Source organism: Micromonospora sp. CPCC 205554 (assembly GCF_036902745.1).
GTDB classification, from domain to species: Bacteria; Actinomycetota; Actinomycetes; order Mycobacteriales; family Micromonosporaceae; genus Micromonospora; species Micromonospora tulbaghiae.
Window position 1 is genome coordinate 20,448 of sequence record NZ_JBAKHP010000012.1, and the last position, 21,295, is coordinate 41,742.

Annotated in this window: 23 protein-coding genes; 1 reads left to right on the forward strand and 22 read right to left on the reverse strand. The window is 73.8% G+C overall.

Annotated elements, in window-relative coordinates; all coding sequences use genetic code 11:
- Positions 1 to 14: 14 nt before the first annotated feature.
- Positions 15 to 368: an MmcQ/YjbR family DNA-binding protein gene (locus tag V6U82_RS17585; protein WP_120570476.1), complete on the forward strand. Its 354-nt coding sequence runs from the start codon at positions 15 to 17 to the stop codon at positions 366 to 368.
- Positions 369 to 603: 235 nt separating this feature from the next.
- On the opposite strand, the gene argH is transcribed toward V6U82_RS17585, so the two are convergent.
- The 22 genes from argH to V6U82_RS17695 form a co-directional block, all read right to left on the reverse strand.
- Positions 604 to 2,067: an argininosuccinate lyase gene (gene argH / locus V6U82_RS17590; protein ID WP_030271078.1), complete on the reverse strand. Its 1,464-nt coding sequence runs from the start codon at positions 2,065 to 2,067 to the stop codon at positions 604 to 606.
- A gap of 14 nt (positions 2,068 to 2,081) precedes the next feature.
- Complete coding sequence (locus tag V6U82_RS17595; RefSeq protein WP_334462490.1) at positions 2,082 to 3,287, reverse strand: argininosuccinate synthase; 1,206 nt, start codon at positions 3,285 to 3,287, stop codon at positions 2,082 to 2,084.
- Entirely contained in the window at positions 3,284 to 3,796 is a 513-nt protein-coding gene (locus V6U82_RS17600) for an arginine repressor (protein WP_334462493.1), read from the reverse strand. The genes V6U82_RS17595 and V6U82_RS17600 overlap by 4 nt, the downstream gene beginning before the upstream one ends.
- Positions 3,793 to 4,719 carry an ornithine carbamoyltransferase gene (argF, locus tag V6U82_RS17605; protein WP_334462495.1) on the reverse strand — a complete coding sequence of 309 codons (927 nt, stop codon included), beginning with the start codon at positions 4,717 to 4,719 and terminating at the stop codon, positions 3,793 to 3,795. The genes V6U82_RS17600 and argF overlap by 4 nt, the downstream gene beginning before the upstream one ends.
- Entirely contained in the window at positions 4,716 to 5,996 is a 1,281-nt protein-coding gene (locus V6U82_RS17610) for an acetylornithine transaminase (RefSeq protein ID WP_334462497.1), read from the reverse strand. The genes argF and V6U82_RS17610 overlap by 4 nt, the downstream gene beginning before the upstream one ends.
- Positions 5,993 to 6,880, reverse strand: a complete 888-nt coding sequence (gene argB, locus V6U82_RS17615) for an acetylglutamate kinase (protein WP_334462499.1) — start codon at positions 6,878 to 6,880, stop codon at positions 5,993 to 5,995. Before argB ends, V6U82_RS17610 begins: the two co-directional genes overlap by 4 nt.
- A 57-nt stretch (positions 6,881 to 6,937) precedes the next feature.
- Positions 6,938 to 8,110: a bifunctional glutamate N-acetyltransferase/amino-acid acetyltransferase ArgJ gene (gene argJ, locus V6U82_RS17620; RefSeq protein WP_334462502.1), complete on the reverse strand. Its 1,173-nt coding sequence runs from the start codon at positions 8,108 to 8,110 to the stop codon at positions 6,938 to 6,940.
- A complete protein-coding gene (gene argC, locus V6U82_RS17625; RefSeq protein WP_334462504.1) occupies positions 8,107 to 9,108 on the reverse strand; it encodes an N-acetyl-gamma-glutamyl-phosphate reductase in 1,002 nt (333 codons plus the stop codon). Before argC ends, argJ begins: the two co-directional genes overlap by 4 nt.
- Positions 9,109 to 9,262: 154 nt before the next feature.
- Complete coding sequence (gene pheT / locus V6U82_RS17630; protein ID WP_334462508.1) at positions 9,263 to 11,809, reverse strand: phenylalanine--tRNA ligase subunit beta; 2,547 nt, start codon at positions 11,807 to 11,809, stop codon at positions 9,263 to 9,265.
- 26 nt (positions 11,810 to 11,835) lie between these two features.
- Entirely contained in the window at positions 11,836 to 12,897 is a 1,062-nt protein-coding gene (gene pheS, locus V6U82_RS17635) for a phenylalanine--tRNA ligase subunit alpha (RefSeq protein ID WP_334462510.1), read from the reverse strand.
- A gap of 168 nt (positions 12,898 to 13,065) precedes the next feature.
- Positions 13,066 to 13,950, reverse strand: a complete 885-nt coding sequence (locus tag V6U82_RS17640) for a TrmH family RNA methyltransferase (protein WP_334462513.1) — start codon at positions 13,948 to 13,950, stop codon at positions 13,066 to 13,068.
- A 32-nt stretch (positions 13,951 to 13,982) separates the two neighbouring features.
- Positions 13,983 to 14,375, reverse strand: a complete 393-nt coding sequence (gene rplT / locus V6U82_RS17645) for a 50S ribosomal protein L20 (RefSeq protein ID WP_043324928.1) — start codon at positions 14,373 to 14,375, stop codon at positions 13,983 to 13,985.
- 32 nt (positions 14,376 to 14,407) lie between these two features.
- Positions 14,408 to 14,602, reverse strand: a complete 195-nt coding sequence (rpmI, locus tag V6U82_RS17650; protein WP_007075851.1) for a 50S ribosomal protein L35 — start codon at positions 14,600 to 14,602, stop codon at positions 14,408 to 14,410.
- Between the two features lie 19 nt (positions 14,603 to 14,621).
- A complete protein-coding gene (infC, locus tag V6U82_RS17655) occupies positions 14,622 to 15,272 on the reverse strand; it encodes a translation initiation factor IF-3 (protein ID WP_334462522.1) in 651 nt (216 codons plus the stop codon).
- Positions 15,273 to 15,597: 325 nt separating this feature from the next.
- A complete protein-coding gene (locus V6U82_RS17660) occupies positions 15,598 to 16,071 on the reverse strand; it encodes a PH domain-containing protein (protein WP_181726749.1) in 474 nt (157 codons plus the stop codon).
- Positions 16,068 to 17,030 (reverse strand): DMT family transporter, encoded by a 963-nt coding sequence (locus V6U82_RS17665; protein WP_334462525.1) that lies wholly within the window; start codon positions 17,028 to 17,030, stop codon positions 16,068 to 16,070. Before V6U82_RS17665 ends, V6U82_RS17660 begins: the two co-directional genes overlap by 4 nt.
- Positions 17,027 to 17,872, reverse strand: coding sequence for an ATP phosphoribosyltransferase (gene hisG / locus V6U82_RS17670; RefSeq protein WP_334462526.1), 846 nt, complete (start codon positions 17,870 to 17,872; stop codon positions 17,027 to 17,029). Before hisG ends, V6U82_RS17665 begins: the two co-directional genes overlap by 4 nt.
- Positions 17,873 to 17,915: 43 nt before the next feature.
- A complete protein-coding gene (locus V6U82_RS17675; RefSeq protein ID WP_013285536.1) occupies positions 17,916 to 18,179 on the reverse strand; it encodes a phosphoribosyl-ATP diphosphatase in 264 nt (87 codons plus the stop codon).
- 44 nt (positions 18,180 to 18,223) lie between these two features.
- On the reverse strand, positions 18,224 to 18,721 hold the full coding sequence (gene ribH / locus V6U82_RS17680) for a 6,7-dimethyl-8-ribityllumazine synthase (RefSeq protein ID WP_334462528.1): 498 nt from the start codon (positions 18,719 to 18,721) through the stop codon (positions 18,224 to 18,226).
- 4 nt (positions 18,722 to 18,725) lie between these two features.
- Positions 18,726 to 19,991, reverse strand: a complete 1,266-nt coding sequence (locus V6U82_RS17685; protein ID WP_334462531.1) for a bifunctional 3,4-dihydroxy-2-butanone-4-phosphate synthase/GTP cyclohydrolase II — start codon at positions 19,989 to 19,991, stop codon at positions 18,726 to 18,728.
- Positions 19,988 to 20,683 (reverse strand): nicotinamide riboside transporter PnuC, encoded by a 696-nt coding sequence (pnuC, locus tag V6U82_RS17690; protein ID WP_334462533.1) that lies wholly within the window; start codon positions 20,681 to 20,683, stop codon positions 19,988 to 19,990. The genes V6U82_RS17685 and pnuC overlap by 4 nt, the downstream gene beginning before the upstream one ends.
- Positions 20,683 to 21,294 carry a riboflavin synthase gene (locus V6U82_RS17695; RefSeq protein ID WP_334462535.1) on the reverse strand — a complete coding sequence of 204 codons (612 nt, stop codon included), beginning with the start codon at positions 21,292 to 21,294 and terminating at the stop codon, positions 20,683 to 20,685. Before V6U82_RS17695 ends, pnuC begins: the two co-directional genes overlap by 1 nt.
- Position 21,295 lies beyond the last annotated feature (1 nt).

Consider the following 21,295-nt stretch of genomic DNA (forward strand, 5'->3'; position numbering starts at 1 on the left):
CACGGGAGGACACGATGACGCGCGAGGAGATGCTGGCCTACTGCCTGGCCAAGCCGGGAGCCTGGCTCGACCGGCCGTGGGAGGGCGACGAGGTGGTGAAGGTGGGCAGCCGGATCTTCGCGTTCCTCGGGTCCCCCGAGGGTGAGGCGCGGCTCGGGGTGAAGTGCGGGCCGTCCCGGGAGGTGGCCGACGAGTGGCTGCACCGGTTCCCCGACGACGCGCGCCCCTCCCCCTACATCGGCCGGTCGGGCTGGAACACGCTGCGGCTCTCCGGCGGTATCCCCGACGACGAGCTGATCGAGGCGGTCGACGGCTCGTACGACGCGGTGGTGGCCAAGCTCCCGAAACGCGAGCGCCCCACCGGCTGACCGGGGAACGCGGACGGAGCACCGAACAGCGCCGGATCGGACGGCACCGACCGCCTGGGCCGGCCGAACTCGCGCAGACCGACCAGCGCCGCTCAGTGTGCAGCAGATCCACAAAGCAGGACCGTTGTAGATCTTGGAAGCTTAGCGCCCCTATGGGGGCCATTTCGTACCAAGATCGCGAGGCGCGAGGCTGGTCCGGGGTGGGCGAGCGCCCGCCCCGGACCAGCCGTGAAGCTCAGCGGGGGACGACCCGCTCGGCGGCCCACTCGCGCCAGCCGGTCAGCTTGTCCGCCGCGGCGGCGAGCTGGTCGGCGACCGGACCGGGGCCGGTGGAGCCGGGCGTGATGCGGGCGGCCAGCGCCGAGCGCACCGAGAGCACGTCGCGCACCGACGGGTCCAGGTGCTCGCTGACGGCGGCCAGGTCGGCGTCGGACACCTCGTCCAGCGCGCAGTCGCGGGCCGCGCAGAGCGCCACCAGCTTGCCGGTGATCTCGTGCGCGTCGCGGAACGGCACGTTGCGCCGGACCAGCCAGTCGGCGACCTCGGTGGCGAGCGAGAAGCCCGACGGGGCGCTCGCGACCAGCCGGTCCACCCGGACCGTCATCGTGGAGATCATCCCGGCCAGCGCGGGCAGCAGCAGCTCCAGCGTGTCGACCGCGTCGAACGCCGGTTCCTTGTCCTCCTGCATGTCCCGGTCGTACGTCATGGGCAGGCCCTTGAGCATGGTGAGCACGCTCATCAGGCCGCCGACCAGCCGGCCCGACTTGCCCCGGGCCAGCTCGGCGATGTCCGCGTTCTTCTTCTGCGGCATGATCGACGAGCCGGTGGCGAAGGCGTCGTCCAGCTCGACCCAGCCGAACTCCTGCGACGTCCAGAGCACCACCTCCTCGCCGAGGCGGGACAGGTGCACGCCGATCATGGCGGTGACGAACAGGAACTCGGCCACGAAGTCGCGGTCCGCGACCGCGTCCATGGAGTTGGCGAACGAGGTGCGGAATCCCAGCTCCTTGGCGACCGCCACCGGGTCCAGCGGCAGCCCCGACCCGGCCAGCGCGCCCGCGCCGAGCGGGCTGATCGCGGTCCGCTCGTCCCAGTCGCGCATCCGCTCCAGGTCGCGCAGCAGCGGCTGCACGTGGGCCAGCAGCCAGTGGCCGAACGTCACCGGCTGCGCGTGCTGCAGGTGCGTCATGCCCGGCGCGGCGGTGTCCACGTGCCGCTCCGCCTGCTCGACCAGGGCTTCGGCCAGCTCGACCAGCCGGGCCGCCACGCCGCGGGCGTGGTCGCGCAGGTAGAGCCGCAGGTCGGTGGCGACCTGGTCGTTGCGGGACCGGCCGGCGCGCAGCTTGCCGCCGAGGCTGCCGAGGCGTTCCAGCAGGCCGCGCTCCAGCGCGGTGTGCACGTCCTCGTCGTCCACGGTCGGGCGGAACGCGCCGGAGGCGCACGCCGCTTCGAGGTCGTCCAGCGCGGCCAGCATCCGGCCCAGCTCGTCCGGGTCGAGCAGGCCGGCGCCGGCGAGGACCCGGGCGTGCGCGCGGGAACCGGCGATGTCGTACGGGGCGAGGCGCCAGTCGAACTGGACGCTCACCGACAGCCGCGCGAGCGCCTCGGCGGGACCGCCGGCGAACCGGCCACCCCAGAGGCTCGTCCGGTTGGCGGGGGCGCTGTTCTCGGTCAGGCTCTTGTCGTCCACCCCACCCATTGTGGTGCCAACCATCAGGCCCCTCCCATCCGGGCGTCCCGTTGCGCGGCCATCTTGCTGGGCAGTCCCCACAGTTGCACGAATCCCTTCGCCAGCGACTGGTCGAACGTGTCGCCGGTGTCGTAGGTGGCCAGGCCGAAGTCGTACAGGCTCGCCTCGGAGCGCCGGCCGCTCACCACCGCCCGGCCGCCGTGCAGGCGCAGCCGTACCTCACCCGTGACATGACGCTGGGCGTCGTCGATGAACGCGTCCAGCGACCGCTTCAGCGGCGAGAACCAGAGCCCGTCGTAGACCAGTTCGCCCCAGCGCTGGTCGACGCCGCGCTTGAACCGGGCCAGGTCCCGCTCGACTGTCACCGCCTCCAGCTCCTGGTGGGCGGTGATCAGGGCGAGCGCGCCTGGCGCCTCGTACACCTCGCGGCTCTTGATGCCGACCAGCCGGTCCTCGACCATGTCCAGCCGGCCCACGCCGTGCGCCCCGGCCCGCCGGTTCAGCTCCCGGATCGCCTGGTACGGGGTGACCGTCTCGCCGTCGATCGCGACCGGGACACCGCCGTCGAAGGTGATCACCACGTCGTCCGGGTCGCGTTCCGACGCCGGGTCCTCGGTGTACGCGTAGAGGTTCTCGACCGGCGCGTTCCAGATGTCCTCCAGGAAACCCGTCTCCACGGCCCGACCCCACAGGTTCTGGTCGATCGAGTACGGCGACTTCGCCGACACGTCGATCGGAAGCCCTTTCTCCTCGGCGAACGCGATCGCCTTGTCCCGGGTCCAGGCGAAGTCCCGGGCCGGGGCGACGACCTTCAGGTCGGGCGCGAGCGCGGCCAGGCCGACCTCGAACCGGACCTGGTCGTTGCCCTTGCCGGTGCAGCCGTGCGACACGATCGTGCCGCCGTGGGCACGCGCCGCCGCGACCAGGTGCTTGACGATCAGCGGCCGGGACAGCGCGGACACCAGCGGGTACCGGTCCATGTAGAGGGCGTTGGCCCGGATCGCGGGCAGGCAGTAGTCGGCGGCGAACTCGTCGCGGGCGTCGACCACCTCGGACTCGACGGCGCCGCAGTCCAGCGCGCGCTGCCGGATCACTGTCATGTCCTCGCCGCCCTGGCCGACGTCGACAGCGACCGCGACGACCTCCGCGCCGGTCCGCTCGGCCAGGTACGGGATGGCGACCGAGGTGTCCAGGCCCCCGGAGTACGCCAGCACGACCCGCTCGGTCACGAGGTGCCCCCTTCGACTGTGTCGTCCCGGCGGGCCCAGGCGGCGAGCCGCTCACCCAGCGCGGCGCCGCCGTCGGCCTCGCGGGCCACGACGAGGATGGTGTCGTCGCCGGCGATGGTGCCGACGATCTCGGACAGGCCGGCCCGGTCCAGCGCGCTGGCGAGGTAATGGGCCGCGCCCGGCGGGGTGCGCAGCACCGCGATGTTGCCGCTGGAGTCGACGCCGTTGAGCAGCTCACGCAGCAGCCGGACCAGCCGGGCCGGCGCGCCCTCGGCGTCGCGCAGCGGCCGGTGCCCGTCCTCCGGGATCAGGTAGACGCCCCGCCCGTCACCGCCGCGCGCGGTCACCGCTCCCAGTTCCTTCAGGTCCCGCGACAGGGTGGCCTGGGTGACCTGGATGCCGTCGCCGGCGAGCAGGTCGGCCAGCTCGGTCTGCGAGTGGATGGGGGTGTCGCGGATCAGCTCGACGATGCGGGCGTGCCGCGCGGCGCGGGTCAGCGGAGCGGTCATGCGGATTCCTCCAGGAGAAACGTCAGCAGCGCCTTCTGGGCGTGCAGCCGATTCTCCGCCTGGTCGAACACCGCGCTGTGCGGGCCGTCGAGCGCCTCGTCGGTGATCTCCTCGCCGCGGTGGGCGGGCAGGCAGTGCAGCACGATCACGTCGGCGTCGGCGTGGCCGAGCAGCGCGGCGTTGACCTGGTACGGCAGGAACGGGGTGATCCGGTCCAGCCCGTCGGACTCCTGCCCCATCGACGTCCACGTGTCGGTGGCGACCACGTGAGCGCCGCGCACCGCCTCGGCCGGGTCGGTGAGCACCTGGACTGATCCGCCGGTGGTGGCGGCGATCTTCTCGGCGCGGGCCACGATCTCCGGGTCCGGCTGGAACCCGGCCGGGCCGGCGATCCGCACGTGCATCCCGGCGGTCGCGCCGGCCAGCAGGTACGAGTGGGCCATGTTGTTCGCCGCGTCGCCCACGTACGTGAGGATCCGCCCGGCGGTGCCGCCGAAGCGCTCCCGCACGGTGAGCAGGTCGGCCAGCATCTGGCAGGGGTGGTACGTGTCGGTGAGCGCGTTGACCACGGGCACCGTGGCGTGCTCGGCGACCTCGGCGATCCGGTCGTCGCCGTGGGTGCGCAGCACGATCGCGGCGACGTAGCGGGACAGCACCCGGCCGGCGTCGCCGAGCGTCTCGCCCCGGCCGAAGTGGGTGACCTGGGTGTCCACCACGAGCGGGTGCCCGCCCAGCTCGGCGATGCCCACGTCGAACGAGATCCGGGTACGCAGGCTCTGCTTGTCGAACAGCACCGCCACCGACTTCGGCCCGGCCAGCGGCTGGTGCCCGTACCGGTCGGCCTTCATCCGGGCGGCGAGGTCGAGCACCGCGGCCTGCTCGGCGGGCGTGAGGTCGTCGTCGCGCAGGAAGTGGCGGATCATGCGGGAGCCTCCGTCGGGGTCGTGGTGTCGGTCGCGGCGGCATCGGCGGGCGCGGTGGTGCCGGCGGGAAGGCCGGGCGCGGCGGCCTGGGCGGGCGCGGCGGTGCCGGTGGGAACGGCGGCGGACAGCGCGGCCGGCAGCGCGGCGAGGAACGCGTCGGCCTGCCCCGCGGTGAGGATCAGCGGCGGGGCGAGCCGGACCACGTCCGGCTGCACCGGGTTGACCAGGAAGCCCGCCTCGCGCAGCGCCGCCGCGGCCGCGGCGGAGACCGGCTGGTCGAGCATGATGCCGAGCAGCAGCCCGGCGCCGCGCACCTCGCGGACCAGCGGGTGCCCGAGCGCCTCGACGCCGCGCCGCAGCCGCTCGCCGACGCGCTTGACGTGGTCGAGCAGGCCCTCGTGCGCGATCGTGGAGACGACCGCGAGCGCGGCGGCGCAGCTGACCGGGTTGCCGCCGAACGTGGTGCCGTGCGAGCCGGGGGTGAGCAGGTCGGCGGCCCGGCCGAAGGCCAGGCAGGCGCCCAGCGGCAGGCCGCCGCCGAGGCCCTTGGCGAGCGTGATCACGTCCGGCTCGACGCCCTCGGCCTGGTGGGCGAACCAGTGGCCGGTCCGGCCGATGCCGGTCTGCACCTCGTCGAGCACCAGCAGCGCGCCGTGCGCGGCGGTGATCCGCCGGGCCGCGGCCAGGTAGCCGGGCGGCGGGACGACCACGCCGTTCTCGCCCTGGATCGGCTCGATGATCAGCATGGCGGTGTCGTCGGTGACCGCCTCGGCCAGCGCGTCGGCGTCGCCGAACGGCACGTGGGTCACGTCGCCGGGCAGCGGGCGGAACGGGTCGGCCTTGGCGGGCTGCCCGGTCAGCGCCAGCGCGCCCATGGTCCGGCCGTGGAAGCCGCCGTGGGTGGCGACCACGTGCCGGCGGCCGGTGAGCCGGGACAGCTTGAACGCGGCCTCGTTGGCCTCCGCCCCGGAGTTGGCGAAGAACACCCGGCCCGGCCGGCCGGCCAGCGCGAGCAGCAGCTCGGCCAGCGCCACCGGCGGCTCGGCGACGAACAGGTTCGACACGTGCCCGAGCGTCGCGACCTGCTTGCTGACGGCGGCCACCACCGCCGGGTGGGCGTGGCCGAGCGCGTTGACGGCGATGCCGCCGAGCAGGTCGACGTACTCCCGGCCGGTCTCGTCGACCACGACGGCGCCGGAGCCGGAGACGAGCGCCAGCGGCGGCGTGCCGTAGTTGTCCATCATGGTGGCGTTCCACCGCTGCACCAGTGTGCTCATGAGTCGATCACCATGGTTCCGAAGCCCTCCGACGTGAACACTTCCAGCAGCGTGGAGTGGGCGACCCGGCCGTCGACGACGTGCGCGGCCGGTACGCCCCCGCGCACCGCCCGCAGGCAGGCCTCCATCTTCGGGACCATGCCCGACTCCAGGGACGGCAGCAGCTTCGCCAGGTCGTCCGCGCTGATCTCGCTGACCAGGCTGGACGTGTCCGGCCAGTCGGCGTACAGGCCGGGCACGTCGGTCAGCACGACCAGCTTGCGGGCGTCCAGCGCGATCGCCAGCGCGGCGGCGGCGGTGTCCGCGTTGAGGTTGTGCAGCACCCCGTCGGCGTCCGGCGCGACGGTCGAGATGACCGGGATCCGGCCGGCGGCGATCAGGTCGGTGACCGCCGAGACGTTCACCGACTCCACGTCGCCGACCTGCCCCACGTCGACCGCTTCCCCGTCCACGTACGCGGGGCGGCGCACCGCCGTGAACAGCCCGGCGTCCTCGCCGGAGAGGCCGACCGCGTACGGGCCGTGCGCGTTGATCAGGCCGACCAGTTCCCGGCCGACCTGACCGACGAGCACCATCCGGACCACGTCCATCGCCTCCGGGGTGGTGACCCGCAGGCCGCCGCGGAACTCGCTGGCGATGCCGAGCCGGCCGAGCATGGCGGAGATCTGCGGGCCACCGCCGTGCACCACGACCGGCTTCAGGCCCGCGTAGCGCAGGAACACCATGTCGGCGGCGAACGCCCGCTGGAGTTCGGGGTCGACCATGGCGTTTCCGCCGTACTTGACCACGACCGTGGCGCCGGAGAAACGGGCCAGCCAGGGCAGCGCCTCGATCAGCGTGGCGGCCTTGGCCTGGGCCCGGGTGAGGTCAGCGGAGAGGTTCATGCCGAGCCCGCCTTTCGTTCGCGACTGCGGGACTCCGCTTCGCTGCGTTCCTCGCGCTCACGTCGAGTAAGCCGAGTTCTCGTGGACGTACGCGTGGGACAGGTCGTTGGTCCAGATGGTGGCGGCGTCGGCGCCGGCGTGCAGGTCGATCCGGACCGTCACGCCGCGGCCGGTGAGGTCCACCTTGGCGCGGTCCTCGGCGGCGGCGCCGCCCCGGCACACCCAGACGCCGTTGACCGCGACGTCCACGCCGTCCGGTTCGAAAACGGCGGCGGTGGTGCCGACCGCGGCGAGGATCCGGCCCCAGTTCGGGTCGTTGCCGAACAGCGCGGTCTTCACCAGGTTGTTGCGGGCCACCGTGCGGCCCACCTCGACCGCGTCGTCCTCGCTCGCCGCGCCGACCACCTCGATCGCGACCTCCTTGGTCGCGCCCTCCGCGTCGGCCAGGAGCTGCTGGGCCAGATCGTGGCAGGCGGCGGTGACCGCGGCGGTCAGCTCGGCCTCGGTCGGCTCGATCCCGGAGGTGCCGCTGGCCAGCAGCAGCACCGTGTCGTTCGTGGACATGCAGCCGTCGGAGTCGATCCGGTCGAACGTGATCCGGGTGGCGGCGCGCAGCGCGGCGTCCAGGGCGTCCGGCCCGGCCACCGCGTCGGTGGTGAGCACGCAGAGCATGGTGGCCATGGCCGGGGCGAGCATGCCCGCGCCCTTGGCCATCCCGCCGACGGTCCAGCCCGTACCCTGCGCCACCGTCGTCTTGGGCCGCGTGTCGGTGGTCATGATCGCCTCGGCGGCGGCCCGGCCGCCGTCGCGGGACAGGCCGCGCACCGCATCGCGTACGCCGGGAAGCAGCTTGTCCATCGGCAGCCGCTCGCCGATCAGGCCGGTCGAGCAGACCGCGACCTCGCCCGCGCCGACGATGAGCCGGGCGTTCGCGGCGGTGATCGCGGCGGCGGTGTGCTCGGCGGTGGCGTGGGTGTCCTGGAAGCCGCCCGGTCCGGTGCAGGCGTTCGCGCCGCCGGAGTTGAGCACCACGGCGCGCACGACGCCGCCGTGTACGACCTGCTGGCTCCACAGCACCGGCGCGGCCTTGACCCGGTTGGCGGTGAACACACCGGCCACACCGGCGTCCGGGCCGTCGTTGATCACAAGGGCGACGTCGGCGGCGCCGGAGGACTTCAGGCCGGCGGCCACGCCTGCGGCGCGGAACCCACGGGGGACGGTGACGCTCACGGGGCCACTCCAAACACGGACAGACCGGTGGTCTCCGGGAGACCCACCATCAGGTTGGCGTTCTGCACGGCCTGGCCGGCCGCGCCCTTGCCGAGGTTGTCGATCGCGCTGACCACGATCACCCGCCCCGAGTCGACGTCCACAGTCGCCTGGAGGTGGCAGGAGTTCGACCCGGCGGTCGCGGCGGTGTGCGGCCACGCCCCCTCGGGCAGCACGTGCACGAACGGCGCGTCGGCGTACGCGGCGGCCAGCACCGCGCGCGGGTCGGCGCCGCCGGTGGGCACGGCGGTGACTGTGGCCAGGATGCCCCGGGGCATCGGCGCGAGCACCGGGGTGAAGGAGAGGCCGGTCGCGCCGGTGGCCTGCTTGATCTCCGGTACGTGCTGGTGCGCGCCCACCTTGTAGGGCGTCAGGTCGCCCATCACCTCGCTGCCGAGCAAGTGGGCCTTGGCGGCCCGGCCCGCGCCGGAGGTGCCGGAGGCGGCGACCACCACCACGTCGTCGGGGCGTACCGCGCCGGCGGCGATCAGCGGTGCGAGCGCCAGCGTGGTCGCCACCGCGTAGCAGCCGGTGCTGGCGACCCGCGTCGCGGCGGCGATCTCCGTCCGCCCGCCGGGCAGCTCGGGCAGCCCATAGGTCCAGGCACCGGCGTGCTCCCCGCCGTAGTAGCGGGACCAGGCGCCGGCGTCACGGAGCCGATGGTCCGCGCCGAGGTCGACCACCTTGACCGTGCCGGGCAACGCCGCGGCGAGCGCCGCGGACTGGCCGTGCGGCAGGGCCAGGAAGACCAGGTCCGCGTCGGCCAGGGTCGCCGGTTCGGTGGCGGCGAACACCAGGTCCAGGCCGGCGAGGTGCGGGTGTACGGCGGTGACGGGCTGACCGGCCTGGCTGTGCGCGGTGGCGGCGATCAGCTCGAACTCGGGGTGACCGGCGAGCAGGCGCAGCAGTTCGCCCCCGGCGTACCCACTCGCCCCGGCAACAGCAACCCGAATGCCCATACCCACCTCCGCATGACTATGCAGAGAAGGTTACCCGTCGGGGCCATGCCATCGCAACGTCATACAGTCGAGTGCATAGGAATGAGGCGGGGCTCTCGCCCGCCGTGGAGTTGCGGCCCCGGAACCGGGCCGCAACTCCACGACGGGCGGGGCGTCAGGCGCCGCGCAGCGTGGCGCCGAAGCGCTCGGCGGCGACCGCGACCGCCGCGTCGCGCGCGGCCACCGCCTCCTCGCCCGCGAGAGTCCGGTCCGGGGCGCGGAACGTCAGCTTGTACGCGAGCGACTTGCGTCCCTCGCCGAGCTGCTCGGAGGTGTAGACGTCGAACAGCCGCACGTCCTCCAGCAGCGGACCCGCGCCCTCGACCAGGGCCGCCCGCACCTCGGCAGCCGGCACCGAGTCGTCCACCACCAGCGCCACGTCGATCAGGGCCGGCGGGAACGTGGAGATGGTCGGGCCGGTCGCCAGCGGGGCGGCTGGCAGCGCGTCCAGGTCCAGTTCCATGGCACTGGTGCGCCGCGGCAGCTCCAGCGCGGCCAGCACGGCCGGGTGCAGCTCACCGGCGTGGCCGACGACCACGTCGTCCACCACCAGTTCGGCGCAGCGGCCCGGGTGCCAGGGCGCCCGCTCCCCCGCCCGTACCGTTACCCGGTCGGCGGGGATCCCGGCGGCGTCGAGCACCGCCCGGCCTGCCTCGATCGCGTCCGCCCAGCCGGCCGTGCGGCCCGCGCCCCACCAGCCGGCCGGTTCGATCTCACCGGTGAGCGCCACCGCGACGTGCCGCGGCTGGGCGGGCACGACGGCGTCGGCGGCGGCGAACTCCTCGTCGGTGGGCCGCCGGTCCACGCCCATCGCGGGCGGGGTGCCGGCGCCGGGACGCGGGTGGAAGACCGTGCCGATCTCGTAGATCGCCACATCCCGCTGGCCCCGGCCGACGTTGCGCTTGACGATGCCGAGCAGCGGGCCGAGCAGCGTGGTGCGCAGCAGCGGCTCCTCCTCCGACAGCGGGTTCGCCAGCCGTACCGCGGGGCGGCGCGGGTCGTCGGCGGGCAGGCCGAGCTGGTCGACCAGCTCCGGCGCGACGAACGGCTGCGCCAGCACCTCGACGTAGCCGCGCTCGGCGAGCGAGCGGGCGACGGCCCGGCGGCGCTGCTGCTGCCAGGTCAGGCCCCGGCCGGGCGGCGCGGTGGGCAGCACCGACGGCACGCGGTCGTAGCCGTCGAGGCGTACCACCTCCTCCACCAGGTCCGCCGGGTCGGTCAGGTCGGGCCGCCAGCTCGGCGGCGTCACTGACAGCACCTCGCCGCCACCGGCGGCCGTGCCGACAGTGCCCGGATCCTCGGCGAGCCGGTCGGCGCCGCGGGTGACGGTGCAGCCGACCTGCTCCAGCAGCTCCACCACCCGGTCCGGCGAGTAGGCCACACCGACGCGCCGCGACGGCAGGTCCACCGGCAGCGTGACGGGCGTGCGCGGCGCGACGTGGTCGATGTCGAGCACCTCCTCGCCGGCCGTGCCGCCGGCGAGGTCGGTGAGCAGCCGGACCGCCTTCTCCAGCGCGACCAGCGGCAGCGCCGGGTCCACGCCCCGCTCCCACCGCTTCGCGGCCTCGCTGAACAGCTTGTGCCGCCGCGCGGTACGGCCGACGGTGGCCGGATCCCAGTGCGCCGCCTCGAACAGCACGTTCGTGGTGGAGGCGAGCACCTCGCTGGTCTCGCCGCCCATCACCGCCGCCAGCGAGATCGGACCGGTCTCGTCGCAGATGACCAGATCCTCGGCGGACAGCGTGCGGCTCACCCCGTCCAGCGTGGTCAGCTTCTCCCCCGCCTCGGCGCGGCGCACCACGAGCGTCCCGGCGATCCGGTCCGCGTCGAAGGCGTGCATCGGCTGGCCGAGTTCGAGCATCAGGTAGTTGGTGATGTCGACGGCGAGCGAGATGCTGCGCACCCCGGCCACCGTGAGCCGCTGCCGCATCCAGCCGGGCGTCTCGACGGTCGGGTCGACGCCGCGCACCATCCGCGCCGCGAACCGGTCGCAGCCGACCGGGTCCTGGACCTCCACCGGGTACGCCGGCTCGGCGGTCGCGCCGGGCGCGGGCGCGTCGGCCGGGTCGCGGAACGGCACACCGAGCGCGTGCGACAGCTCCCGGGCGATGCCGCGGACGCTGAGCGCGTACCCGCGGTCCGGGGTGATCTCCATCTCGACCACGACGTCGTCCAGGCCGACGACGGGCCGGGCGTCGTCGCCGGGCTGGGCCTTGACGTCCTCGGGCAGCACGACGATGCCCGAGTGGTCGTCGCCGAGCCCCAGCTCCTGCGCCGAGCAGATCATGCCGTGGGAGTTGCGCCCGTACGTCTTGCGCGCGCCGATGGCGAACCCGCCCGGCAGCACGCCGCCGGGGAGGATCACCACGACCTTGTCGCCCACGGCGAAGTTGCGCGCCCCGCAGACGATCTCCTGCGGCTCGCCGGTGCCGTTCGCGGCGCCGACGTCCACCCGGCAGAAGCGGATCGGCTTCTTGAAGCCGGTCAGCTCCTCGATCTCCAGGACCTCGCCGACGACCAGCGGGCCGGTGACGGACTCGCGCAGGTCCACCACGGACTCGACCTCGATGCCGAGGTCGACCAGCGCCTGCTCCAGGTCGCCGATGGGCAGGTCGGCCGGCAGGTCCACGTACTCCCGCAGCCAACTGACAGAGACTCGCATGACTGTTAAACCACCGTTCCCGTAGCTCAGGCGCCGAACGCGCGGGTGAACCGCACGTCGCCCTCGGCCATGTCCCGCATGTCACTGACGCCGTGCCGGACCATCACGGTCCGGTCGATGCCCATGCCGAACGCGAATCCGGAGTAGACCTCCGGGTCGATGCCGCAGGCGCGCAGCACCCGCGGGTTGACCATGCCGCAGCCGCCCCACTCGACCCACTGCGGACCGTCCCGGTGCTCCGGGAACCAGACGTCGAACTCCGCCGACGGCTCGGTGAACGGGAAGTAGTGCGGCCGCCAGCGCGTCTTCGCGCCCTCGCCGAACATCGCGCGGGCGAAGTGGTCGAGCGTGCCGCGCAGGTGCGCCATGGTGATGCCCTTGTCCACCACCAGGCCCTCGACCTGGTGGAAGACGGGCGCGTGGGTGGCGTCCAGTTCGTCGGTGCGGTAGACCCGGCCGGGCACCACCACGTAGATCGGCGGCTTGCGGCTGAGCATGGTGCGCGCCTGCACCGGCGAGGTGTGGGTGCGCAGCACGAGGCCACTGCCCTGGGGGGCGATGTGGAACGTGTCCATCAGGCCGCGCGCCGGGTGGTCGGCCGGGATGTTCAGCGCGTCGAAGTTGGTCCACTCCAGCTCGACCTCGGGGCCCTCGGCCACCTCGTAGCCCATGCCGATGAACAGGTCGCTGATCTGCTCCATCAGCACGCTGAGCGGGTGGCGGGCGCCGCGCGGCCGGCGGTCGTACGGCAGGGTCACGTCGACCCGCTCCTCGACCAGCACCCGCGCGGCCCGTTCCCGGTCCAGGATCTCCTGCCGGGCGGCGTACGCGGACTCGATCGCCCGGCGGGCCTCGTTGACCCGCTTGCCGGCGTCGGCCTTCGCGGCCGGCGGCAGCGCGCCGATCTCCCGGCGGGCCAGCGACACCGGGGACCGGTCACCGAGGTGCGCGGGGCGCAGCGCGGCGAGCGCGTCCGGGTCGGCGGCCTCGGCGAACGCCTTCTCGGCGTCGGCCACTGCCTCAGCCAGGGCGTCCGGGTCGAGCAGGGCGACCTGCTTCGGGTCGTACGGATCGTTGCGGTAGCTCATGGTGAACGGGCACTCCCTCACGGCGGCGCCGACCCTCGCGGGTGGCTAGGCGAGTCTACGGACGCGCGGCTTCGCCGCAGCCCGCCGGTGGGGAGTCGTGCAGGGGGAAGGGTCAGGCCCGCCGCCCGCCGACACCGGCGGGCTGGCTAAACGAACGCCGTGGCGCGTTCATGACGAGGCGGACTCCCCTGCTGTGTCGTGCGTGGCCCTGGGGGCACGCAGTGCTCTGGCGGAAGAATACAGGCAGACGGCCGCCGCCGCAGCCAGGTTCAGGCTCTCCGCGCGCCCGTGCAGCGGCACCCGCACGCGGGCGTCGGCCGCGCCGGTCAGCTCCTCGGGCAGGCCGTGCGCCTCCGAGCCGAACAGCCAGGCGGCCGGGGTGGCCAGCCTTCCTGCGTCGGCGAGGTCGTCCAGGTCGCTGTCGCCGTACCCGGTGGTGGCGAAGATCGTGAGGCCGGCGGCCCGCAGCGCCCCGACGGCGGCGAGCGGGTCGGCGGCGCGCACCACGTCGACGTGGAAGAGGCTGCCGGCGGAGGCCCGCACGCACTTGCCGTTGTAGGGGTCGACCGCCTCGCCGGCGAAGACCACGGCGCCCGCGCCCGCCGCGTCGGCGGTGCGCAGCACCGTCCCGGCGTTGCCCGGGTCGCGGATCCCGGCGAGCACCGCGACCAGTCGCGGCCCGCGCGCCACGGCCTGCTCCAGGGGTACGTCCAGGTGCCGGCAGACCGCCACCAGGCCCTGTGGGGCCACCGTCTCGGTGAGCGCGGCGAGCGCGTCGTCGGTCACCTCGGAGACCGGCACGTCGGCCCGGGCGGCCGCGGCGGCGAGGTCGGCGTACCGGTCGAGCGCCGCCGGGGTGCCGAACAGCTCGACCACGGTGCCGGTGCGGGCGAGTGCCTCCCGGACCGCCTGCGGCCCCTCGGCCAGGAACCGGCCGGCCTGGTCGCGGTCGCGGCGGCGCTGCAGCCGCCGGGCCGCCACGACCCTCGGGGTACGGGGGGTGAACGGTCCGGGAACGGCGTCGAGGCGCCTCCCCTGCGACTGTGACTGCATGGGAGACGCCTCGATCTGCCGTACGGGGTGGGTCAGGCGGCCTGAGCCGCGGCGCCACCGGTGCCCTCGGCCGCCACGGCGGCGCGGGCCAGCTCGACGATCGCCGCGAACGACGCGGCGTCGTTGACGGCCATGTCGGCCAGGATCTTCCGGTCGACCTCGATGCCGGCCAGGCGCAGGCCCTGGATCAGCCGGTTGTAGGTCAGGCCGTTGGCCCGGGCGCCGGCGTTGATCCGCTGGATCCAGAGCTGCCGGAAGTCGCCCTTGCGGTCGCGACGGTCCCGGTAGGAGTACTGCATCGAGTGCAGCACCTGCTCCTTGGCCTTGCGGTACAGCCGGGAGCGCTGACCGCGGTAACCACTCGCGGTCTCCAGCAGGGTACGACGCTTCTTCTGGGCGTTCACAGCCCGCTTGACGCGTGCCATCTCAACTCCTTCTTCGGTTCAGGTGGCTCGCGTCAGCGGCCGAGCAGCTTCTTGATGCGCTTGGTGTCGGCCTTGGCCAGCTCGACGGTGCCGGTCAGCCGACGGGTCTGGGTGCTGGGCTTCTTCTCCAGGTTGTGGCGAAGGCCGGCCTGCTGGGCAACGATCTTGCCCTTGCCGGTCACCTTGACCCGCTTGCCCATACCCGTGTGGCTCTTCATCTTCGGCATTGGAACGTCTTCTCCCCTGTTACTGGCCGCTGGTCTCAGCGGTCGTGCCGGTCTCACCGGCTGCTGCGGTCTCGCCGGCCGCCGGGGTCTCGCCGGTCGCCGGAGCGACCGATTCCTCCGCAGCCCGGTCGCGCGGTCCACCGCGGGACGCCGTGGCGGCGACCGCGGAGGCCTTGACGGCCCGGTGCGGAGCGAGAACCATGATCATGTTTCGGCCGTCCTGCTTCGGCGCGGCCTCGACGTATCCCAGGTCCGTGATCTCGGACTCGAGCCGGCGCAGGAGCCGGTAACCCAGCTCCGGGCGGCTCTGCTCCCGACCGCGGAACATGATCGTCACCTTGACCTTGTCGCCGGCCTTGAGGAACCGCACCACGTGACCCTTCTTGGTCTCGTAGTCGTGCGGGTCGATCTTCGGCCGGAGCTTCATCTCCTTGATGACGGTCTGCTGCTGGTTACGCCGCGCTTCGCGCGCCTTCAGTGCGCTCTCGTACTTGAACTTGCCGAAGTCCATGAGCTTGCACACCGGCGGGCGCGCCATCGGCGCAACCTCGACCAGGTCCAGGTCGACGTCCGCGGCCAGCTGCAGGGCGCGCTCAAGCGGGACGATGCCCACCTGCTCACCCTCAGGACCGACCAGTCGGACCTCACGTGCCCGGATCTGCTCGTTCACGCGTGGTTCGACGCTGATGGGGCCTCCTCGAGTCGAGTCTCCTACGGTGCCGACTCCGTGGGCTCCCGGGTGGGAGCCGACCCGGAAAGCAGAAGGCCCCGGCGTATGCCAGGGCCCACTCGACCGGTCGGCACGATCACAGGATCGCGCATCCGGCGTCGGGACGTGCCCGAAACCGGGGACCGGACCCGGCCACCGTGGCGGCGACTCGGGTGGGAGCGGGCGCTCCGCTTCACGACCGCCCGCTCGTCAGGGACGGGGGCAGTCTGGTCGACTCCGCAACACTACACCCTCGGCCCAGGCCCGCCCAAACCGGGCTCGCTGGTCAACGGGGTGCGGACTGGCCGGCGGACAGCGCCGCCAGGTGCGCCTGGTGCAGGCGGCGCAGCGCGCGGACCGCCTCGACGGCGCTCTCCTTGTCGGCGGCCTGCAACGCGACCATCGGCAGCAGGTCGTCGTCGTGCAGCTCCAGGCTGGCCCACGGGGCGCCCCGGTCGAACCGGACACCACGGACGACCTCCCACGGCAGCTCGTACGAGCTGAACACGTTGCGCACCCGTACGCCCCTGGCGTCGGCGATCACGCGGGGGCGGGTGAACAGCAGGAAGCCGAGCGCGCCGAAGACGCCCAGGCCGATCATGGCGAACTGGTCGCCGCGCTGGAACGTGCCGTAGCCGTTGCCGGTGGCGCCGGTCAGCGACGTCGCGACGAGACTGAACACCACGATCAGCGTGACGGCCGACGCCCAGCAGACGACCCGGACGCGGCGGGGTCGCACGGTCACCACGGAATCGCTCACCCGACCAGTCTGCCATCCGGTTCGCGTACGCCTTCGGCCGCCACACGGTCCGGGCCGCGCCGGCGCAGCCCGGTGACCACCACGGCGAGCAGCGTGAGCAGGGCGCCGGCCAGCACCGGCAGCCGGACACCGGGGCCGCCGGGCAGCACCAGGTCCAGCAGCAGCGCGCCGCCGAGCTGCCCGGCCACCAGCGCCAGGCCGGTCCGCAGCACCCCGGCGGCGCGTACCCCGACCAGCAGGGCGAGCACGATGCCGACGCCGAGCAGGCCGCCGAGGTAGAGCCACCACTGAGTGGGCCAGCGGGGCTGGCCGGCGAGCGCGCCGGTGAGCGCCGCGACCGCGCCGATCACCACGGTGCTGACCGCGAAGTTGACGGCGAGGCCGGCGGCCGGGCCGACCGAGGCGGCGACCCGGCCGTTGAGCGCGGACTGCCCGGCCACCGCGAGCCCGCCCAGGACGCAGAGCAGCACCAGCCCGACGGCCAGGTCGCCGATCGGGCGGCCGAGCTGCGCCAGCGCGACAGCGCCGACGCCGAGCACCGCCCCGCCGACCCGGGGCACTGTGAGCGGCATCCGGCCGGTGGCGGCCAGCCCGGCCCGGTCCACCGCGAGGCCGCCGAGGCTGCCGCCGGCCACCTGGGCGATCGTGAACACCGCCACCCCGAGCACCGGCACCACCACCGGCGCGACCAGCACGATCACCGCGCCGCCCACCCCGCCGAGGTACGCCCACCACGGCAGTCCGGAACGACGCAGCCCGGCCAGACCGGCGCGCATCGAGGGCAGCGCCACGATCGCGGCCAGCACCAGCAGGCAGCCGCCGAGGTTGTTGACGACCGCGCCGAGGACGGGGGCACCGGTCCGCTCCCCCATCTCGGCGTTGACCGCGCCCTGGGCGGCCGAGGCCACGCCGCCCAGCACGACCACGGTCAGCGCGGCCGGGAGCGGCAGCGGCCTCACAGCCGGCAGGCGTGGATGTTGGTGACCAGGATCGCGCGGGCGCCCAGCTCGTACAGCTCGTCCATGATCCGGTGGACGTCGTCGCGGAGCACCATCGCCTGCACCGCGACCCAGCCCTCCCGGTGCAGCGGCGAGACCGTCGGCGACTCGATGCCCGGGGTCAGCGAGCTGGCCCGGTCGAGCAGACCGGCCGGCACGTCGTAGGCGAGCATCACGTACCGGCGGGCGACCAGGACGCCGTGCAGCCGGCGCTGCAACTGCTCCTGCTGGGCGCCGCCGGGCGCGCCGGCCCGGCGGACCAGCACCGCCGAGGAGCGCAGCAGCGGCTCGCCGAAGACCACCAGGCCGGCCTGGCGCAGCGTCGCGCCGGTCTCCACCACGTCGGCGACCACGTCGGCCACGCCGAGGCGGATGGCGTTCTCCACCGCGCCGTCCAGGCGGATCACGTCGGCCTTGACGCCCAGCTCGGCCAGGTGCCGCTCGACCAGACCCGGGTACGCGGTGGCGATGCGGTGCCCGCCGAGCTGCTGGACGGAGGCGACGTCGTCGGGCCGGGCGGCGAACCGGAACGTGGCCCGCCCGAAGTTGAGGTCGACCACCTCCTCGGCCGGCGCGCCGGAGTCGATCAGCAGGTCGCGGCCGGTGATGCCGACGTCCAGGTCACCGGAGCCGACGTAGGTGGCGATGTCCTTGGGGCGCAGGTAGAAGAACTCGATGTCGTTCTGCTCGTCCCGGCAGACCAGGTCCTTCGGGTCGGTGCGCTGGCGGTAGCCCGCCTCGCGCAGCATCCCGGCGGCCGACTCGGCCAGGGCGCCCTTGTTGGGTACTGCGACACGCAGCATGGGAGTGCTCCTTCGTTCGATCGGATGATCAGCGGACGGGCACTCACAGATGTCGGTAGACGTCCTTCAGTTCCAGGCCGGTGGCGAGCATCAGCACCTGCGCCTGGTAGAGCAGCTGGGAGATCTCCTCGGCGGCCCGCTCCGGGCCCTCGTGCTCGGCGGCCATCCACGACTCGGCCGCCTCCTCGACGACCTTCTTGCCGATGAAGTGCACGCCCTTGGCGAGCGCCTCGACCGTGCCCGAGCCCGGGGTGCCGGCGGCGGCCTTGGCCTGCAGCTCGGCGAACAACTCCTCGAACGTCTTCACGGAAGGCGATTCTTCCAGCCGCTCCCGGTGACGGGCCGGGTGGGTCAGGCGAAGCCGACCCGGTGGGCGTTGGTGGCGTCCAGGCCGCGAATCGCGAGCGCCGCGTCCAGCGCCGCGACCGTCGCCGACCAGCCCTTGTCCTCGGCCGAGCCGGGCAGCCCGGCCCGGTCCCGGGCCTGCTCGATGGTGTCCACGGTCAGCACACCGTGCGCCACCGGCTTGCCCTCGTCCAGCGCCACCCGGGTCAGCCCCTCGGTGACCGACTGGCACACGTAGTCGAAGTGCGCCGTCGCGCCGCGGACCACCACGCCGAGCGCGACCACCACGTCGAAGCGGCGGGCCATCGCCTGGGCCACCACCGGCAGCTCCACCGAACCCGCCACCCGGGCCACCACGGCCCGCGCCCCGCACGCCTGCGCGGCGGCCACGGCCCGCTCGGTCATGTGGTCGGTCAGGTCGCCGTGCCACCGGGCGGCCACCACGCCGACCGTCATCCCGGCGGCGTCCACCGCGGTCACGCCCGGCTCACCGAAACCCGCCATCGCCCTACGCTCCGATCTCGTCACCGGCGACCGGGCGGCCCATCGGCGCCTCGGTCACCTCGTCCAGTCCGTCCAGCAGGTGACCCATCCGGTCCCGCTTGGTGCGCAGGTAGCGCACGTTCTCCGGGTTGGACCGCACGGGCAGCCCCTCCCGGCCGGTCACGGTGAGGCCGTACCCCTCAAGGCCGGCCCGCTTGGCCGGGTTGTTCGTCAGCAGCCGCATCGTCCGGACGCCCAGGTCGTAGAGGATCTGCGCGCCGGTGCCGTAGTCGCGGGCGTCGGCCGGCAGCCCCAGGTCGAGGTTCGCGTCCACGGTGTCGCGGCCCTGGTCCTGGAGCTGGTACGCCTGGAGCTTGTGCAGCAGGCCGATGCCCCGGCCCTCGTGCCCGCGCACGTAGAGGACAACGCCGCGTCCCTCCGCGGCGACCCGGGCCAGCGCGGCCTGCAACTGCGGCCCGCAGTCGCAGCGCAGCGAGCCGAACACGTCGCCGGTGAGGCACTCGGAGTGCACCCGCACCAGCACGTCCCGCCCGTCGCCGAGGTCGCCCATGACCAGCGCGACGTGCTCGGCCGGGTCGTGCTCGGCGCGGTAGCCGAGCGCCCGGAACACGCCGTACGGGGTGGGCATCCGGGCCTCGGCGGCCAGCTCGACCTGCTTCTCGGTACGCCGCCGGTGGGCGATCAGGTCCGCGATGGTCACCAGCGTCAGCCCGTGCTCGGCGCAGAACTTCTCCAGGTCCGGCAGGCGCATCATGCTGCCGTCGTCGTTCACCAGCTCGCAGAGCACCCCGGCCGGGCGCAGCCCGGCCAGCCGGGTCAGGTCCACCGCCGCCTCGGTGTGCCCGGGGCGGCGCAGCACCCCGCCGGTGCGGGCGCGCAGCGGCACCACGTGACCGGGCCGGGCCAGGTCGGTCGGGCCGGTCGCGGCGTCGGCGAGCAGCCGGATGGTGTGCGACCGGTCGGCGGCCGAGATGCCGGTGCTGACGCCCTCCCGGGCGTCCACAGTCACCGTGTACGCGGTGCCGCGCCGGTCCTGGTTCGTGTGGTGCATCGGCGGCAGGTCCAGCCGGTCGCACTCGTCCTCGGTGAGCGGCACGCAGATGTAGCCGGAGGTGTAGCGGACCATGAACGCGACCAGCTCCGGCGTGGCCAGCTCGGCCGCGAAGATCAGGTCGCCCTCGTTCTCCCGGTCCTCGTCGTCGACCACGACCACCGGACGCCCGGCGGCGATGTCCGCCACCGCCTGCTCGATCGAACCGAAGGTGCTCATGCCACGGCCTCCGAGTACGTCGCCGGGATCGGGGCGGGCGCGGTAGCGACGGCCCGGGAGGTGCGCCACCAGCTGTACAGGCCGGCCGCGCAGAACGCGCCGTAGACCAGGTACATGGCGGCCGACGGGTAGAAGCCGCCGCGCAGCAGCAGCGGAACGCCGACCGCGTCGACGGCGATCCAGATCAGCCAGAACTCCACCCAGCCGCGCGCCATGCCGTACGTGGCGAGCAGGCTGCCGACCAGGATCCAGGCGTCCGGCAGGGGCCCCCAGGAGCCCAGCGCGGCGAGCACCGGATACGCGGCGGCCGTGCCGACGGCGGCGGCCACGAGCAGGCCGAGCCGCTCCGGCCAGGTGGCCCAGCGCGGCACCACGGCCGGCTCGTCCCCGCCACCGGCACGCCGGTTGCGCGACCAGCGCCACCAGCCGTACACGCTGACCGCGAAGAAGAAGACCTGCCGGCCGGCCTGGCCGTAGAGGTCGTGCGCCTGCGGGGTGACGAAGACGCCGCCGAGGAACACGGTGAGCAGCAGCGCGTTGCCGATCATGCCGACCGGCCAGGCCCAGACCACCCGGCGCAGCCCGAGCAGCGCCGAGGCGAGCCCGAAGACGTTGCCGACGATCTCCCGGACCAGCACCGGCGAGCCGGCCACGTCCACCTGGGCGTCGAGCAGCCAGCCGAGCGGGCCCATCACCGCGCACCCCCCGCGCTCCGGCCGCCGAGCAGCCGCTCGACGTACTTGGCCAGCACGTCCACCTCCAGGTTGACCGGGTCGCCGATCCGCTTCGTGCCGAGCACGGTGAGCTTCAGCGTGGTCGGGATCAGGCCGACGGAGAACCAGTCGTCGCCCACCTCGGCGACGGTCAGGGACACTCCGTCGACGGTGATCGAGCCCTTCTCCACCACGTACCGGGCCAGCCCGGCGGGCAGCCGGAACCGCACCGTCTCCCACTGCGCCGCGGGCTCCCGGGCGACGATCTCGCCGACGCCGTCGACGTGGCCCTGCACCAGGTGCCCGCCGAGGCGGCTGTTGAGCGCGGCGGCCCGTTCCAGGTTGACCGGGTCGCCGGGGCGCAGCGCGCCGAGCGCGGTGCGGCGCAGCGTCTCGCCCATCACGTCGGCGGTGAACACGCCGCCGTCGACGTCGACCACGGTGAGGCAGACGCCGTTGACGGCGATCGAGTCGCCGTGCCGGGCGTCCGAGGTGACGAGCGGGCCGCGGATGGCGACCAGCGCCGAGTCGTCGCCGGTCTCGGTGCTCCGGACGATCTCGCCCAGTTCCTCGACGATGCCGGTGAACATG

Excerpts from the sequence above, each read along its gene's own strand:
- V6U82_RS17610 (WP_334462497.1), bottom strand. The coding sequence starts at position 5,996 with ATGAGCACACTGGTGCAGCGGTGGAACGCCACCATGATGGACAACTAC.
- V6U82_RS17585 (WP_120570476.1), top strand. The coding sequence starts at position 15 with ATGACGCGCGAGGAGATGCTGGCCTACTGCCTGGCCAAGCCGGGAGCC.
- V6U82_RS17695 (WP_334462535.1), bottom strand. The coding sequence starts at position 21,294 with ATGTTCACCGGCATCGTCGAGGAACTGGGCGAGATCGTCCGGAGCACC.
- pheT (WP_334462508.1), bottom strand. The coding sequence starts at position 11,809 with ATGCGAGTCTCTGTCAGTTGGCTGCGGGAGTACGTGGACCTGCCGGCC.
- V6U82_RS17600 (WP_334462493.1), bottom strand. The coding sequence starts at position 3,796 with ATGACCGCTCCGCTGACCCGCGCCGCGCGGCACGCCCGCATCGTCGAG.
- argH (WP_030271078.1), bottom strand. The coding sequence starts at position 2,067 with ATGGGTGGGGTGGACGACAAGAGCCTGACCGAGAACAGCGCCCCCGCC.
- argF (WP_334462495.1), bottom strand. The coding sequence starts at position 4,719 with ATGATCCGCCACTTCCTGCGCGACGACGACCTCACGCCCGCCGAGCAG.
- V6U82_RS17685 (WP_334462531.1), bottom strand. The coding sequence starts at position 19,991 with ATGAGCACCTTCGGTTCGATCGAGCAGGCGGTGGCGGACATCGCCGCC.
- hisG (WP_334462526.1), bottom strand. The coding sequence starts at position 17,872 with ATGCTGCGTGTCGCAGTACCCAACAAGGGCGCCCTGGCCGAGTCGGCC.
- ribH (WP_334462528.1), bottom strand. The coding sequence starts at position 18,721 with ATGGCGGGTTTCGGTGAGCCGGGCGTGACCGCGGTGGACGCCGCCGGG.
- rpmI (WP_007075851.1), bottom strand. The coding sequence starts at position 14,602 with ATGCCGAAGATGAAGAGCCACACGGGTATGGGCAAGCGGGTCAAGGTG.
- pheS (WP_334462510.1), bottom strand. The coding sequence starts at position 12,897 with ATGAGCTACCGCAACGATCCGTACGACCCGAAGCAGGTCGCCCTGCTC.
- V6U82_RS17640 (WP_334462513.1), bottom strand. The coding sequence starts at position 13,950 with ATGCAGTCACAGTCGCAGGGGAGGCGCCTCGACGCCGTTCCCGGACCG.
- argC (WP_334462504.1), bottom strand. The coding sequence starts at position 9,108 with ATGGGCATTCGGGTTGCTGTTGCCGGGGCGAGTGGGTACGCCGGGGGC.
- rplT (WP_043324928.1), bottom strand. The coding sequence starts at position 14,375 with ATGGCACGCGTCAAGCGGGCTGTGAACGCCCAGAAGAAGCGTCGTACC.
- pnuC (WP_334462533.1), bottom strand. The coding sequence starts at position 20,683 with ATGGGCCCGCTCGGCTGGCTGCTCGACGCCCAGGTGGACGTGGCCGGC.
- argB (WP_334462499.1), bottom strand. The coding sequence starts at position 6,880 with ATGAACCTCTCCGCTGACCTCACCCGGGCCCAGGCCAAGGCCGCCACG.